Annotated in this window: 12 protein-coding genes; 11 read left to right on the forward strand and 1 reads right to left on the reverse strand. The window is 72.0% G+C overall.

Annotated elements, in window-relative coordinates; translation table 11 throughout:
• Window positions 1–3: 3 nt before the first annotated feature.
• The gene (locus ACZ6I3_RS00055; RefSeq protein WP_469410589.1) at window positions 4–693 is read right to left on the reverse strand and encodes a GAF and ANTAR domain-containing protein; all 690 of its coding nucleotides are present in this window, start codon (window positions 691–693) and stop codon (window positions 4–6) included.
• Window positions 694–827: 134 nt separating this feature from the next.
• On the opposite strand from ACZ6I3_RS00055, the gene ACZ6I3_RS00060 reads away from it, so the two are divergent.
• From ACZ6I3_RS00060 to ACZ6I3_RS00110, 11 genes are all read left to right on the forward strand, one after another.
• Complete coding sequence (locus ACZ6I3_RS00060) at window positions 828–1,325, forward strand: DUF2975 domain-containing protein (RefSeq protein WP_469410590.1); 498 nt, start codon at window positions 828–830, stop codon at window positions 1,323–1,325.
• Complete coding sequence (locus ACZ6I3_RS00065; RefSeq protein WP_382493662.1) at window positions 1,325–1,543, forward strand: helix-turn-helix domain-containing protein; 219 nt, start codon at window positions 1,325–1,327, stop codon at window positions 1,541–1,543. The genes ACZ6I3_RS00060 and ACZ6I3_RS00065 overlap by 1 nt, the downstream gene beginning before the upstream one ends.
• Window positions 1,544–1,593: 50 nt before the next feature.
• Window positions 1,594–2,772, forward strand: coding sequence for a hypothetical protein (locus ACZ6I3_RS00070; RefSeq protein WP_469410591.1), 1,179 nt, complete (start codon window positions 1,594–1,596; stop codon window positions 2,770–2,772).
• A 48-nt stretch (window positions 2,773–2,820) separates the two neighbouring features.
• The gene (locus ACZ6I3_RS00075; protein WP_469410592.1) at window positions 2,821–3,603 is read left to right on the forward strand and encodes a TIGR03936 family radical SAM-associated protein; all 783 of its coding nucleotides are present in this window, start codon (window positions 2,821–2,823) and stop codon (window positions 3,601–3,603) included.
• A 259-nt stretch (window positions 3,604–3,862) separates the two neighbouring features.
• Window positions 3,863–7,948, forward strand: a complete 4,086-nt coding sequence (locus ACZ6I3_RS00080; RefSeq protein ID WP_469410593.1) for an Rne/Rng family ribonuclease — start codon at window positions 3,863–3,865, stop codon at window positions 7,946–7,948.
• Between the two features lie 233 nt (window positions 7,949–8,181).
• The gene (gene rplU / locus ACZ6I3_RS00085) at window positions 8,182–8,502 is read left to right on the forward strand and encodes a 50S ribosomal protein L21 (RefSeq protein WP_382826884.1); all 321 of its coding nucleotides are present in this window, start codon (window positions 8,182–8,184) and stop codon (window positions 8,500–8,502) included.
• 14 nt (window positions 8,503–8,516) lie between these two features.
• Window positions 8,517–8,771, forward strand: a complete 255-nt coding sequence (rpmA, locus tag ACZ6I3_RS00090) for a 50S ribosomal protein L27 (RefSeq protein WP_215121439.1) — start codon at window positions 8,517–8,519, stop codon at window positions 8,769–8,771.
• A 104-nt stretch (window positions 8,772–8,875) separates the two neighbouring features.
• Window positions 8,876–10,312 (forward strand): GTPase ObgE, encoded by a 1,437-nt coding sequence (gene obgE / locus ACZ6I3_RS00095; protein ID WP_469410594.1) that lies wholly within the window; start codon window positions 8,876–8,878, stop codon window positions 10,310–10,312.
• A gap of 135 nt (window positions 10,313–10,447) precedes the next feature.
• Entirely contained in the window at window positions 10,448–11,950 is a 1,503-nt protein-coding gene (locus ACZ6I3_RS00100; RefSeq protein ID WP_469411639.1) for an FG-GAP-like repeat-containing protein, read from the forward strand.
• On the forward strand, window positions 11,947–13,437 hold the full coding sequence (locus ACZ6I3_RS00105; protein WP_469410595.1) for a VCBS repeat-containing protein: 1,491 nt from the start codon (window positions 11,947–11,949) through the stop codon (window positions 13,435–13,437). The genes ACZ6I3_RS00100 and ACZ6I3_RS00105 overlap by 4 nt, the downstream gene beginning before the upstream one ends.
• A gap of 168 nt (window positions 13,438–13,605) precedes the next feature.
• Entirely contained in the window at window positions 13,606–15,153 is a 1,548-nt protein-coding gene (locus tag ACZ6I3_RS00110) for an alkaline phosphatase D family protein (RefSeq protein WP_469410596.1), read from the forward strand.
• Window positions 15,154–15,188 lie beyond the last annotated feature (35 nt).

A 15,188-nucleotide genomic window follows, 5' to 3' on the forward strand; every position in this document is an offset into this window, starting at 1 on the left:
CCGTCAGGCGAGGCGGCCCTGTTCGCAGACCCGCCGGGCGACCTCGCGGAGCTTGATGTTCTTCTCCTGGGAGAAGCGGCGCAGCACGTCGAAGGCCTCCTTCTCGGTGAGGTGGTGGCTGCCCATGAGGATGCCCATGGCCTCGCCGATGACGTGACGGGTGGCGACGGCCTGCTCCAGCTGGGCGTGGCTGCGGGCGCTGGAGAAGGCGACGGCGGCGTGCGAGGCCAGCAGCCAGCCCGCCGTCTCGCTGTCCTCCGTGAAGGATCCCGGGCGGCCGGAGTAGAGGTTGAGAGCGCCGAGTTCCTCGTCCTCGGTGTACAGCAGGAAGCCCATCATGCTGCCCAGGCCCAGGTCACGGGCCTGTGCGGCATACGCGGGCCAGCGGGGCTGCTCGCCGGTGAAGTCCTTGATGCGGTAGATCCGCTCCGCTGCGTCGCTGCGGGCCGCGTCGAAGCAGGGGCCCTCCGCCAGGCGCTCCTGCAACTGGTCGCTCTTGACGACCAGATCGGATGTGGGAGCCAGTGTCTCCACCCGTTTGCCGTGCAGGAGCAGGATGCCGGCCGCTTCGCATCCCGCCACGAGCTTCGTGGCCGAGTCGGTGATGCGTTCCAGGGTGGCATCGACCGACTGCTGGGCGAGCAGGTCCCGTGCCATGACGGCCATCTGCTGCGCGAACACGCGCCATTCCACGGTGCTTCTCCCTCGGTCGTCGCCTCGGCGTGCTCTCTGCCCACGGTGTCACGTTTCCCCGGGGTGGGCCGCCCTCTTGCGCAGTCTATCGAATCTCGATAGATTTCCATCGTAGTTCGATCGAAGGAGTGGTGATGGGGAAGCTGGCCGTGGCGACGTTGCGTGGAGTGCTCGTGGTGCTGCTCGCCGGTTCGCTGTTCGTGCAGGCGGTGATGGTCCCGCTGCTGGCCGTCGATCTGGACGGCCTGAACCCGGATCACGCCCACCTCCGCACCCCGATCCTCGTGATCACGATCCTCGGTATCGTGACGGCCCAGGTCGTTGTGGTCTGTGTGTGGCGGCTGGTGACGATGGTGCGCCGCGGGACGGTGTTCTCCACCGCCGCCTTCCGGTACGTGCACATCGTGATCGGCGCGTTCGTGGCGGCCGCGCTGCTGGTCTTCGCCCTCGCGGTCGTCCTCGCGCCGGGCGAGGCCGTCGCCCCCGGAGTGGTCCTGCTGCTGTGCGGGGTCGTCGTGGCCGTGCTGGGCGTCGCGCTGGTCGTGCTCGTGCTGCGCGTGCTGCTCGCGCAGGCCGTCGCACGCGACATCGAGGCGGCCCGGATGCGGGCCGAGTTGGAAGAGGTCATCTGATGGCGATCGCCGTCGACATCGACGTGATGCTGGCCAAACGGAAGATGTCCGTGGGCGAGCTCGCGGAACGCGTCGGCATCACCCCCGCCAACCTGGCGGTCCTCAAGAACGGCCGCGCCAAGGCGGTCCGCTTCTCGACCCTCGCCGCGCTCTGCGAAGTACTGGAATGCCAGCCGGGGGACCTGCTGCGCTGGGAGTCCGACGGCGTGGACGGCTGAGAGAACAGGAACGGGGGATCCGAACGGGACGCTGCGGCGTCCTCGACGGTATGGATGTGGATAAGCCGGCCCGCGAGGGGTCCGAGGCGCGGGTCGATCTGCGCAAGAGGGTGCCCGAACCGACCGCGCCGCCCGTACGTGAGGGCGCCGCGCCCGAGGGGTGTCTCGCTGTCGCGATCCGGATTCCCGTGCGGATCGTGGTGCTCGTACTGGTCGTCCCCGTGCGGATCGTGTGGGACGCGCTCGTCGTGGCCGGGCGGTTCCTGAACGACGCGCTGTTCCGGCCGGTGGGGCGGGCGCTGCTGTGGCTCGGGCGGGCCGTCTTCGTCTGGCCGTTCGTGGGGCTGTGGCGGTATGTCGTCGTGCCGGTGGGCAAGGCCCTCGGGTGGCTCGCGCACGTGCTCCTCGTCGTCCCCCTGGTGTGGCTGTACCGGTACGTGCTGACGCCGGTGGGGCACGGGGCCGCCTGGGTCGCGCGGGGTGCCGGGGCCGCGCTCGGCTGGGTCTACGCGTCTGTGCTCGCGCCCGTCGGGCGTGCCGTGATGTGGGTGATCGAGGGCCTCGGCGCCGTGCTCGCCGCGATCGGCATCGGGCTCTGGACAGCCCTGGCGTGGCTCGGGAAGTACCTCCTGGTCGTACCCGCCGTATGGCTCCACACCTGGGTGCTCGCGCCCGTCGGGCGCGCGGTCGCCTGGTGCGGCAAGGGGCTGGTGTGGCTGCTGAGCGCGATCGTCACCGGCATCGGAGCGGCCCTCTACTGGATCACCCGGATCCTGCTCGTCCTGCCCGCGCTCGCGCTCTGGCGCTGGATTCTCGCCCCCGTCGGCAGGGTCCTCGCCGTCATCGGACGGGAGATCGGGGACGCCCTCGGGCACGCCTGGCGCGTCGCCGGGCACATCTCGCTCGCCGTCGGGCGGTTCCTCGGCACCCTCTTCCGGTGGATCTTCGTCGAGCCGGTGCGGTGGGTGTACCGCACTGTGCTGACACCGGTCGGACACGTCGTGCGGGACACCGTCCTGCGGCCCGCCGCCGAAGCCGCCCGCAGCATGGGGCGCGCCACCCGACAGGCCCTGGCCACCGCCCGGGAGTCCGTACGGCAGGCGCGTGCCGACTTCCGGCGGATGCTCTTCGGCGAGCCGAGGCGGCCCCGGCCGGTCGACCGCGGGGAACCTTCCGGGCGCGGGACACGTACTCTTGGTAGCAGTACGACCGCTCTCACGAAGGACTGAACGACACTGGGCAAGCGACAGCCCGAAGGCCCGCCGCCCGCACCCGCGGTGCAGCGCATCCGACTGCGCTACACCAAGCGCGGCCGCCTCCGGTTCACCAGCCACCGTGACTTCCAGCGCGCCTTCGAGCGTGCGTTGCGCCGTGCCGAGGTGCCGATGGCCTACTCGGCGGGCTTCACACCGCACCCGAAGGTGTCGTACGCCAATGCCGCACCCACCGGCACGGGCAGTGAGGCGGAATTCCTGGAGATCGCGCTCACCGCACCGCGTGATCCGGAGCAGCTCAGGGCCCTTCTCGACGCGTCGATGCCCACCGGGCTCGACATCGTCGAGGCGGTCGAGGCCCGGACCTCGGGACTCGCCGACCGGCTGACGGCTTCCGTATGGGAGCTGCGGCTGGACGGTGTGCCGCCGGAGGAGGCCCGCCGCGCGGCGGACGTCTTCACCGCGGCCGAGACCGTCGAGGTCCAGCGCCAAGCCAAGAACGGCATCCGCACCTTCGACGCCCGCGCCGCCGTCGTGAGCCTGGAGATCCCAGACCACGCGGAAACGCACAGTTCGCAGGCTGATAGGCCGACCGACCAGCCCTGTGCGATACTGCGGCTGGTTGTTCGGCACGTGACGCCTGCCGTACGACCCGACGACGTCCTGTCCGGTCTCCGCGCCGTGGCCGACCTGGCGCCGCCGGTCCCCGCAGCGGTGACCAGGCTGGCGCAGGGGCTGTTCGATGAAGAGACCGGCACGGTGACCGACCCGCTCGCGCCCGACCGCGAGGCAGCGGAGGCCCACTCAACGGCCGAACCGACTGCCGCCGCGACGGCGCCGGCGTAAGGAAGGTTCCGCGAAGGGACGGACGTCGTAGCGCCGCCCTCGGACTCGGGAGCCACCTGGGTCGGGCAGCGTACCGACCAGCAGACTTTCGCCAGGCCGTACGCATTCGGCGTACGGAACCGGCGAGACAGGACACGGAGAGCTCCCGTGCGGCGCCCGCGCCCCGGACGGCGGCGACGCGCACAGCGCGAGCCGCGGACGTCACCGGCATCGCCGGACCAGGTGCGGCGCCCGGGAGCCTGACGGGAGAAAAGCCCGCATGCTCGAACCGACCGAAACCGCAGAGTCCTCAACGGGCTCCGAACAGAACACCCCCAGCGACACCCTGCCGCCTCGCCGGCGGCGCCGTGCCGCGTCCCGCCCGGCGGGTCCCCCCGTCGGCGGCACCTCCGACGCCCCGGTGGAGACCGTGGCGCCGGCCATACCGGCCGCCGATCCCGACGAACTCGCCGAGGCCGTGGAAGCCGAGGAAGCCGCCGCCGAGACGGACGAGACGTCCGAGGCCGCGCAGGCTGCTGAGGCCGCCGAAGCCACCGGGAGCGCCGAAGAGGCCGCGCCCGCCCCCCGCAAGCGGCGCCGCGCGGTCCGTCGCGCCTCCGCGCCCGCCGGGACTCCGGAGGCCACGGAGGCCGCCGAGACCGTGGTCCCGGCGACCGCCGCCGCTCCGGCCGGCTCCGAGGCGTCGGAGCAGGCCGAGGTCTCCACCCCCGCCGCGTCCGCCGCGGTGTCCGAGGACGCCGCTCCCCGGCGTGCCCGGCGTCGTGCGACGCGCACGGTGACCTCGCCTGCTGCGGCTCCGGCGGAGACGCCCGAGACAGCGCCGGCGGCCGTCACCGATGGGCCCGCCGAAGAGGCCGAGGCCGTCGCGTCCGCCGAGGTCTCCGAGGACGCCGCCCCGCGCCGGACCCGTCGCCGTGCCTCGCGGCGGGCGTCCGCGCCTGCCGGTGCGCCGGAAGGCAACGCCGAGGAGGCGAAGGCACCTGTGACCGAGAACCCCGCCACCGAGCCCGCCCGTGCCACCGAGGCCCCCGCCTCCGAGGCCGCGCCCGAGGCCCCCGCCGAAGCCACCCCTGCCGCGGAACCCGCCGAGGCCGCCGAGGACGCAGCCCCGCGGCGTCGTCGCCGGGTCGCCCGCAGGGCCGCCGGCGGTTTCGCGGAGCCTGCCCAGACCTCCAGGTCCTCCAGGTCCTCGAAGTCCGCCGCCGCGGCCACGGACACGGCCGCCGGTGAGAGCGAGTCGGCCGCGCGCCCAGCGCGTCCGGCCGTCGCCGTGTTCCAGGCACCCGTGTTCACCGAGCCCCAGTTCCAGACGCCGGAGCGGGCCGCCGCCGCTGCCGCCGCCGAGGCGGCCGTGGCCGAGGAGCCCGAGGAGACCGAGGAGACCGCCTCCGCCGAAGCCCCCCGCGAGGAGCAGTCCGGCGGTTCGCGCCGCCGGCGCCGCCGCCGGGGTGCCGGCGACGAGTCCGAGGCCCCGGCCGCCGAGGCCGCTGCCGCGCAGAGCGCCGACGACGAGTCGGAGGACGCCGACGACTCCGCCGACGGCGACGATCAGGAGGAGTCCGAGGGGAGCGGCTCGCGCCGCCGCCGTCGCCGGGGCGGTCGCCGCCGTCGGCGTGGCGACTCGGCCGACTCCGACGAGACCACGGACGACGAGTCCGAGCAGGCCGCCGGCCAGGACACCGACGACACGGCCGAGGACGACGAGGAGTCCGACGAGGCCGCCGACCGTGACGAGTCGTCCGGCGGGGGCGGCTCCAGCAGCAGCAGCCGCCGGCGCCGTCGCCGCCGTCGCCGTGCCGGTGACAGCGGCACCGAGTCCGAGGCCTCCGAAGACGACCCGGAGCGCACGGTCGTCAAGGTCCGCGAGCCCCGTCCCGCGCGGGAAAAGGGTGCCGAGCCGTCCGACGAGGTGCAGTCCATCAAGGGCTCGACCCGTCTGGAGGCCAAGAAGCAGCGCCGCCGCGAAGGCCGCGAGCAGGGCCGCCGGCGCGTCCCGATCATCACCGAGGCGGAGTTCCTGGCCCGGCGCGAGGCCGTCGAGCGTGTGATGGTCGTCCGCCAGCACGGCGACCGCACGCAGATCGGCGTCCTCGAGGACGACGTGCTCGTCGAGCACTACGTCAACAAGGAGCAGTCGACCTCGTACGTCGGCAACGTCTACCTGGGCAAGGTCCAGAACGTGCTGCCGTCGATGGAGGCCGCCTTCATCGACATCGGCAAGGGCCGCAATGCCGTCCTGTACGCCGGTGAGGTCAACTTCGAGGCGCTCGGCATGGCCCACGGGCCGCGCCGCATCGAGTCGGCCCTGAAGTCCGGCCAGTCCGTGCTCGTCCAGGTGACGAAGGACCCCATCGGGCACAAGGGCGCCCGTCTGACCAGCCAGGTCTCCCTCCCGGGCCGCTACCTCGTGTACGTGCCCGAGGGCTCCATGACCGGCATCAGCCGCAAGCTGCCCGACACCGAGCGGGCCCGGCTGAAGACCATCCTCAAGAAGATCGTTCCCGAGGACGCGGGCGTCATCGTGCGCACCGCCGCCGAGGGCGCGAGCGAGGACGAGCTGCGCCGGGACGTCGAGCGGCTGCAGCAGCAGTGGGAGGACATCCAGAAGAAGGCCAAGAGCGGCGGCAGCTCGAACGCACCGTCGCTGCTGTACGGCGAGCCGGACATGACCGTCCGGGTCGTGCGCGACATCTTCAACGAGGACTTCTCCAAGGTCGTCGTCAGCGGTGACGAGGCGTGGTCGACCATCCACGGGTACGTCTCGCACGTCGCCCCCGACCTCGCCGAGCGGCTGTCGAAGTGGACCTCCGAGGTCGACGTCTTCGCCACGTACCGGATCGACGAGCAGCTCGCCAAGGCCCTCGACCGCAAGGTCTGGCTGCCCAGCGGCGGCTCGCTGGTGATCGACCGGACCGAGGCGATGGTCGTCGTCGACGTCAACACCGGCAAGTTCACCGGCCAGGGCGGCAACCTCGAGGAGACCGTCACCAGGAACAACCTGGAGGCGGCCGAGGAGATCGTGCGCCAGCTGCGGCTGCGCGACCTCGGCGGCATCATCGTCATCGACTTCATCGACATGGTGCTGGAGTCCAACCGGGACCTGGTGCTGCGGCGCCTGCTGGAGTGCCTGGGCCGGGACCGGACCAAGCACCAGGTGGCCGAGGTGACCTCGCTGGGGCTCGTGCAGATGACCCGCAAGCGGGTCGGGCAGGGCCTGCTGGAGTCCTTCTCCGAGACCTGCGTCCACTGCAACGGCCGCGGTGTCATCGTGCACATGGAGCAGCCGACCGGCGCCGGCGGTGGCGGTGGCGGCAAGCGCAAGAAGCGCGCGCGTGCCGGTGCCGCCGACCAGCCGCACGTGCACGAGGCGGCCGCCGTCGAGACCGCCGAGCAGGAGGCGGAGACCGAGGCGGAGGTCGGTGCCGAGATCGCCGAGCCGATCGCCCTGCCCGAGCCGTCCTTCGAGCCCGACGAGGAGCTGTACAGCAGCGCCGCCGAGGCGGAGGCCGCGGCCGGGCGTGGGCGTACCCGGCGCCGGGCGAGCCGGCGGGCGTCCGCTCCGGCCGGTGCGCCGCGCGCTGAGGCGGCGGAGCCGAAGGCCAGGAAGGGCCGGAACAAGGCCGAGCAGGCCGAGGCCGAGGTGCCGACCGCTCAGGACGTGACCGCCGCCGAGGAGGTCGCCCGTCCGGTGCAGCCGGAGCCGGCCGCCGAGGCGCAGGCCGAGCCGATGGCCGTCGAGGACCCGGTCGTCGAGGCCCCGGCCGCCGAGGAGGCCGCGCCCAAGGGCCGTGGCCGTCGGCGGGCGACGCGCAAGGTGTCCGCGCCGGCCGGTTCTCCGGCGGGGGCGGAGGCGACCGTGGTGACGGTCTCCGAGACCGCGCCCGCCGCGTCCGAGGCCACTCAGGCGCCCGAGCCGGCCGAGCCGGCCGCCGCCGAGGTGCCCGCCGAGAGCGCCGCCCCGGCCCGTCCGCGGCGCCGTGCCGTGCGCAAGCCCACCGCGTCCACCGCGTCCGAGGAAGCGGCCGTCCTGGTCGTGTCGTCGGCCGCAGAGGAGCCGTCGGATGCCGGAGCCCCGGCCGCCGAGGCGACCGCGGAGAGCACCGAGGCCGCCGAGGAGCAGGCTCCGGCCAAGAAGACGGCCCGCAAGACGGCGAAGAAGGCCACGGCGAAGAAGGCCGCCACCAAGAAGACGGCGGCGAAGAAGACCGCGGCCAAGAAGACGACGGCCAAGAAGGCGGCGACCACCAAGACCGCCGCCAAGAAGACCGCGTCGAAGAAGACCGTGGCGGCGGAGCAGACGGTGTCGTCCGCGTCCTCCGTCTCGGCCTCCACCGACGAGGGCTGACCTTCCCGCCCCTGTGCGACCGGCGTGACCGGTCGCACAGGCGGCGGACCGGCCTCGGTTTGACCCCCTTGGCCGGGGCCCCGTAACCTTGACCGTCGGCGTGTCGAATGACTGACGCGTCACATCCCCGTAAACCTCACCCTCCGGGCGCCGGGCGCCCAGGAGAGGCTGCTCGCTGAGTCGGGCGGCTGGCCTGCGGGGGTGCCGTTTCCCCGAGCGAGAGAGAGTTCCGCGTGTACGCCATCGTGCGCAGCGGTGGTCGCCAGCACAAGGTTGCTGTCGGCGACATCGTTGAGGTTGACAAGATTTCCACTGCCCAGGTTGGCGACACGGTCGAGCTCTCGACCCTGCTCGTTGTCGACGGCGACTCCGTGACCAGCGACCCGTGGGTGCTGGCCGGCATCAAGGTCCAGGCCGAGATCGTGGACCACCACAAGGGCCAGAAGATCGACATTCTGCGCTACAAGAACAAGACCGGTTACCGCCGTCGCCAGGGCCACCGCCAGCAGTACACGGCGATCAAGGTCACTGAGATCCCCGCGGCTGCGAAGTAAGGGACTGAGGAGAAATGGCACACAAGAAGGGCGCATCGTCCACTCGGAACGGTCGCGACTCCAATGCCCAGCGGCTCGGCGTGAAGCGCTTCGGCGGTCAGGTCGTCAACGCTGGTGAGATCCTGGTCCGTCAGCGCGGCACCCACTTCCACCCGGGCACCGGTGTGGGCCGTGGCGGCGACGACACGCTGTTCGCCCTGGCCGCCGGTTCGGTGCAGTTCGGCACCCACCGTGGCCGCAAGGTCGTGAACATCGTTCCGGTCGCCTGACCGGAAGCTTTCGCGAGGCGGACCTCACTTCCCTCACGGGAAGCGGGTCCGCCTTTCGCGTGTTGGTTTAGAGAACACCCCGTACGTAACTGGAGGCACATCCCATGACCACCTTCGTGGACCGCGTCGAGCTGCATGTCGCCGCGGGTAACGGAGGCCACGGCTGTGCCTCCGTCCACCGTGAGAAGTTCAAGCCGCTGGGCGGACCGGACGGCGGCAACGGCGGTCGTGGCGGGGACGTGATCCTCACCGTCGACCAGTCCATCACCACGCTTCTCGACTACCACCACTCCCCGCACCGCAAGGCCACCAACGGCAAGCCCGGCGAGGGCGGCAACCGCTCCGGCAAGGACGGGCAGGACCTGGTGCTGGCGGTGCCGGACGGCACGGTGGTGCTGGACAAGGCGGGCAACGTCCTCGCCGACCTGGTCGGGCACGGCACGTCCTTCGTCGCCGCGCAGGGCGGCCGGGGCGGGCTCGGCAACGCGGCGCTGGCCTCCGCGCGGCGCAAGGCGCCCGGTTTCGCGCTGCTCGGCGAGCCGGGGGACCTGCGGGACGTCGTCCTGGAGCTGAAGACGGTCGCCGACGTGGCGCTCGTCGGGTATCCGAGCGCCGGCAAGTCGTCCCTGATCTCGGTGCTGAGCGCCGCCCGGCCGAAGATCGCCGACTACCCCTTCACCACGCTCGTGCCGAACCTCGGTGTCGTCACGGCCGGTTCGAACGTGTACACGATCGCCGACGTGCCCGGGCTGATCCCCGGGGCCAGCCAGGGCAAGGGCCTGGGCCTGGAGTTCCTGCGGCACGTGGAGCGGTGCAGTGTGCTCGTGCACGTCCTGGACACCGCCACGCTGGAGTCGGACCGCGACCCGGCCTCCGACCTCGACGTCATCGAGGAGGAGCTGCGGCAGTACGGCGGGCTGGACAGGCGCCCGCGGATCGTCGTGCTGAACAAGACCGACGTACCGGACGGCAAGGACCTGGCCGAAATGGTGCGGCCCGACCTGGAGGCGCGCGGGTACCGCGTGTTCGAGGTGTCGGCCGTGGCGCACCTGGGGCTGAAGGAGCTGTCGTTCGCACTCGCGGAGCTCGTGGCCACGGCCCGGGCGGCGAAGCCGAAGGACGAGGCCACCCGGATCGTGATCCGGCCCAAGGCCGTGGACGACACGGGCTTCACCGTGACCCTCGAGGCCGACGGCCTGTTCCGGGTGCGCGGTGAGAAGCCCGAGCGGTGGGTGCGGCAGACCGACTTCAACAACGACGAGGCGGTCGGGTACCTGGCGGACCGGCTCAACCGGCTCGGTGTCGAAGAGGCGCTGGTGAAGGCGGGTGCCCGGGGTGGCGACGGCGTCGCCATCGGACCCGAGGACAACGCGGTCGTCTTCGACTGGGAGCCGTCCCTGACGGCCGGGGCGGAGATGCTCGGCCGACGGGGCGAGGACCACCGGTTCGAGGAGGATCGCCCGGCCGCGCAGCGCCGTAGGGACCGGCAGGCCGAGCGGGACGAGGCGCAGCAGGAGTTCGACGACTTCGAGCCGTTCTGAGTTAACAGAGAGCAAATTCGCGACCGACTTTGATGCAACCAAGTCGTTCTCCGGGGTGTCGTAGAGGGCAGAGCGGATGAGGATCTTGTTCCTCGCCGTGCAGTAACTGCCCTACGATCAACGGAGTTGACGTACGTGCCCCAGTCCACGAGCAAGCGCAGGATCGGCCGAGGCATCGGAGTCGCGGCGGCGATCGCCGTCGCCGCCGCCGTGACCGCCCCCGTGGCCGCGCAGGCCGCCGGCGCGGCCGGCGCCGCCCCGGCCGCCGCGTCGAAGCTCCACGACGACTTCAACGGCGACGGCTACCAGGACCTGGCGGTCGCCGCCCCGTACGGCAAGGTCGACGGGAAGGCACAGGCCGGGTACGTGGCCGTCGTGTACGGCTCGGCCAAGGGTCTCGACCTCGGCCACAAGCAGGTCATCAGCCAGAACACCCCGGGCATACCGGGTGCGGCGGAGGCCGACGACTACTACGGCGAGGGCATCGCCGCCGGCGACCTCGACGGCGACGGTTACGCCGACCTGGTCGTGGGCGCCCCGAGCGAGGACGTCGGCGAGGTGACGGCCGCCGGCACGCTCGCCGTGCTGTGGGGCGGGAAGCAGGGCCTGTCCGGCGGCACGGCCGTCGCCACGGGCACCGAGGAGGACCGGGTCGACCCCAAGACCCCGGCGCTCGGCGACTTCGACGGCGACGGCAACCTGGACCTCGCCACCGGCAACCGCCTGCTGTCCGGGCCGTTCGACCGCACCGGCGGCGCCGCGAGCAGCCGCACCCTCGCCCTGGAGCCCAAGTACGTCACCGACGACGTGGCCGCGGGCGACGTCGACCACGACGGCGTCACCGACCTGGTCGCGCTCATCCACGACGACAGCGACGACGACATGCACGACCCCGACTACAGGCACCGTCGCGCGGTCTATCTGCGCGGTACGCAGGACGGCCTGAGCAAGCCCGTCGAGCTGAAGAACCCCGACGGCACGCGCATGCGCGGCGGCGAGAGTCTCGGCATCGGTGACGTGGACAAGGACGGGTTCGCCGACCTCGTGATCGGCCGTTCGAACGACGGCTTCGGCGAAGTCGACCTCGACGACCCGTTGCTGAAGGGCGGTCAGATCGGCGTGGTGCACGGCTCGGCCGACGGACCCGACACCTCCCGTACGACGATCATCACGCAGGACACTCCCGGTGTGCCGGGCGGTTCGGAGTGGGCCGACGGCTTCGGCGGGAGCATCTCCGTCGGCGACATCAACGCCGACGGCTACGCGGACGTCTCCACCGGCAGCTCCAGCGAGGACATCGGAGAGGTGTACGCGGCCGGCCAGGTCACCGTCCTGCGCGGCGGCAAGTCCGGGCTGACCGGCGACGGCTCCTACAGCATGAGCCAGAACACCAAGAACGTCCCGGGCGACGCGGAGCAGAACGACTTCTTCGGCGCCGACACCAAGCTGCTCGACGTCAACGCCGACGGCCGGGCCGAGCTGTTCGCCGGTGCGACCGGCGAGAACCGGGACGGGGGAGTCTGGGCGTTCCCGAACCCCGTCAACGCGCCCACCGCCAAGGGCTCGGTCAGCTTCGGCGCGGGCACCCTGGGCACGGTCGCGAACGGCTCCGCCCTCGGCTCGGGCTTCACCCGATGAGCGCCCGGATCCGCTCCCACCGCGGACGACTCGTGCTCGCCACCGGCGTCGCCCTCCTGGCCGGCGCCCTGGTGGTCCCCGCCGCGCCCGTGAGCGCCGCACCCGCCGCCGCCGAGCGTCCGCGCGACGACTTCAACGGTGACGGCTACGCCGATCTCGCCGTGTCCGCGCCGAACGCGACCGTCGGCGGCAAGAAGGGCGCCGGCTACGTCGCCGTGCTCTACGGCACGGCGAACGGGCTGAACACCACGAAGCGGCAGGTGTTCAGCCAGAACACGGCCGGTGTGCCCGGCAGCGCCGAGACAAATGACGAGTTCGGCAGCGCGCTCAGCACCGCCGACCTCGACCGTGACGGGTACGCCGACCTGGTCGTGGGCGTCGGCCGCGAGGACACGGCCGACGGCGGTGCCGAATCCGGGCTGGTCGAGGTCCTGTGGGGCGGTCCCAAGGGCCTGTCCGGTAGCGCGGTACTGGATACGGGCAAGGAGTACGACGGGATCAACGGTCAGGCGAGCCTGGCCCTCGGGGACATCGACGGCGACGGTGCCGAGGACCTGGTGATCGTGCAGAACAAGCACGATCTGCGGGTCCTGAAGGGCCCGTTCTCCCGGGACGGCTCCACGGCCCACGGCGAGCAGGTCGTGAAGGACGAGTTCGACAGCCGGATCCTCGACCTGGCCACCGGCGACGTCAACGGCGACGGTGTCACGGACGTCGCCGCCACCCAGAACGACGGCGACGAGTGGGACGCCCGCCGGGTCGTGTACTGGCCGGGCTCCCGGCAGGGACTGGAGCCGTACGCCACTGTGGAGGGCGCCGACGGCTACCGGCTCCAGGGCGGCGAGAACCTCGACGTCGGGGACATCGACCAGGACGGTGTCGACGACATCGTGGTCGGCCGGGCCGTCACCGGGTACGACAGCGACCTCGACACGCCCGCCGCCAAGGGCGGCCGGGTCACCTGGATCCCGGGCACCTCGAACGGGCCGGACGGCACCAAGGCCAAGCACCTCAACCAGGACAGCCCCGGGGTGCCCGGCAGCGCCGAGGCGGGCGACGGCATGGGTACCGACGTCCGGATCGCCGACGTCAACGGCGACGGCTACCCGGACGTGGCGACCGGGCTGCCCTGGGAAAACCTGGGCAGTGTCGCCGACGCGGGCGCGGTCGTCGTGCTGCGCGGTACCGCGCAGGGGCTCACCGGAACCGGCGCCCAGGTGGTCACGCAGAACACACCGAACGTGCCGGGTGCCGCCGAGAAGGGCGACACCTTCGGCTCGGCCGTGCACCTCGCCGACGCGAACGGCGACGGCCTGGCCGACCTGGCCGCCGGCGCGGCGGGGGAGAACGCCAAGGCCGGGTCCGTCTGGTACTTCAGGTCCGGCCCGAAGACCGTCGTCAGCCCGAACGGCACCACGACCTTCGGTAACACCCTTCTCGGCACTACCGCCACAGAGGCCCGGCTCGGCACCGGCTTCGCTGACTGATCACCTGTCAGACTCGCCCCAGCAACGGCTTGTTCCGGTGCTGGCGGCGAGTCTCTTTTTGTCTGCTTAGTTGTCATGTACGTGAACCCCGGCGTTCAGCGGGCGGGTCGCCCGCGAGCGTGAAGCTTCCCAGAGTCCATGTGGCCAGCGAGGTAAGGGAGTCAGCCGATGACAGCAGGATCGCCCGACCGACGCCGCTTTCTGACCGCCGGCGCCGCGGTGCTCGGCGCCGCCGCCTCCGCCCAGTTGTGGCTTCCGGCCGCCGCCCGCGCGGCCGAGACACCGCTGCCCGACGGTGTGTTCAGCCTCGGCGTCTCCTCAGGTGACCCGCTGCCTGACGGCATCGTGCTGTGGACCAGGCTCGCGCCCGACCCGCTGAACGGCGGGGGCATGCCCGACCGGGTGGTGCCGGTGGAGTGGCAGCTCGCGGAGGACCACCGGTTCAGAAAGCTCGTCCGCCGGGGCACCGCCCAGGCCCGGCCCGAGTACGGGCACAGCGTTCACGTGGACGTACGCGGGCTCCGTGCGGACCGTGCGTACTACTACCGCTTCCGCACCAGCGGGCAGCTCTCGCCCACCGGCCGCACCCGCACCGCGCCCCACCCCCACAGCTCCGGTGGCTCCCTGCGCATGGCCCTCGCCTCCTGCCAGAACTGGCAGCACGGCTATTTCACGCCATACGCGGACATGCTTGAGCAGGACCCCGACGTCGTGGTCTTCGTCGGCGACTACATCTACGAGTCCACGCCGTCGGCGACGGGCGTACGGCGGCACGAGGGCACCGGTGAGCCGTTCAGCCTCGTCCAGTACCGCAACCGGTACGCCCAGTACCGCACCGACCCGGACCTCGCGGCGATGCACGCGAACGCGCCCTTCGTGGTGAGCTTCGACGACCACGAGGTGGACAACGACTTCGCGGGCGAGATTCCGCAGGACCCCGACAAGCAGCCGCACGACGCGTTCGTGGCCCGGATCACCGCGGCCTACCAGGCGTTCTACGAGCACATGCCGGTCCGTGCCACCGCCGTCCCGGACGGCCCGCACATACGGATGCACCGCCGTCTGGAGTTCGGCCGCCTGGCCCGGCTCAACGTCCTGGACACCCGGCAGTACCGCAGCGACCAGGCCACCAGCCAGGCCGGGGCCCAGGACCCGTCGCTGACCATGCTGGGCGCGCAGCAGAAGCGGTGGCTGCTGGACGGGCTCAAGGACTCGCCCGCCCGCTGGAACCTGATCGCCTCCCAGATCATGATGGCCGAGACGGACCTCAAGGTCGGCGAGGGCAAGCTCTGGTTCTACGACGCCTGGGACGGCTACCAGGCCGAACGCAACGCGTTCCTCCAGGAGTTCAAGCAGGTCCGCAACCCGGTGGTGCTCTCCGGCGACCGGCACCTGACGATGATCAGCGACCTCAGGGAGGACTACGCCGACCCGGACTCCGCGGTCGTCGGCGCCGAGTTCGTCGGCACGTCCATCTCCAGCAACGGCGACCAGGACCAGGAGGCGTTCCGCAAGGAGTGGGACCCGCGGCGCCCGGACAACCCGCACTGGAAGCTGCTCGACGCGCACCGCGGCTACCACCTCTTCGACGTCCGCCGTGACGGCATCGACGCGCAGGTGAGGGTGGTCGACACCGTACGGCAGCCGACCTCGACACCGAGCACGATGGCGACGCTGCGGGTCGAGGCGGGCCGGCCGGGCGTCGAGGTGGTCTGACGGCCCTTCGACCGCCGCGCTGACGGGAGCCCGGG

The organism is Streptomyces sp. NPDC041940 (genome assembly GCF_055589465.1).

Excerpts from the sequence above, each read along its gene's own strand:
- ACZ6I3_RS00060 (WP_469410590.1), top strand. The coding sequence starts at position 828 with ATGGGGAAGCTGGCCGTGGCGACGTTGCGTGGAGTGCTCGTGGTGCTG.
- ACZ6I3_RS00065 (WP_382493662.1), top strand. The coding sequence starts at position 1,325 with ATGGCGATCGCCGTCGACATCGACGTGATGCTGGCCAAACGGAAGATG.
- ACZ6I3_RS00070 (WP_469410591.1), top strand. The coding sequence starts at position 1,594 with ATGGATGTGGATAAGCCGGCCCGCGAGGGGTCCGAGGCGCGGGTCGAT.
- ACZ6I3_RS00080 (WP_469410593.1), top strand. The coding sequence starts at position 3,863 with ATGCTCGAACCGACCGAAACCGCAGAGTCCTCAACGGGCTCCGAACAG.
- rpmA (WP_215121439.1), top strand. The coding sequence starts at position 8,517 with ATGGCACACAAGAAGGGCGCATCGTCCACTCGGAACGGTCGCGACTCC.
- obgE (WP_469410594.1), top strand. The coding sequence starts at position 8,876 with ATGACCACCTTCGTGGACCGCGTCGAGCTGCATGTCGCCGCGGGTAAC.
- ACZ6I3_RS00105 (WP_469410595.1), top strand. The coding sequence starts at position 11,947 with ATGAGCGCCCGGATCCGCTCCCACCGCGGACGACTCGTGCTCGCCACC.
- ACZ6I3_RS00110 (WP_469410596.1), top strand. The coding sequence starts at position 13,606 with ATGACAGCAGGATCGCCCGACCGACGCCGCTTTCTGACCGCCGGCGCC.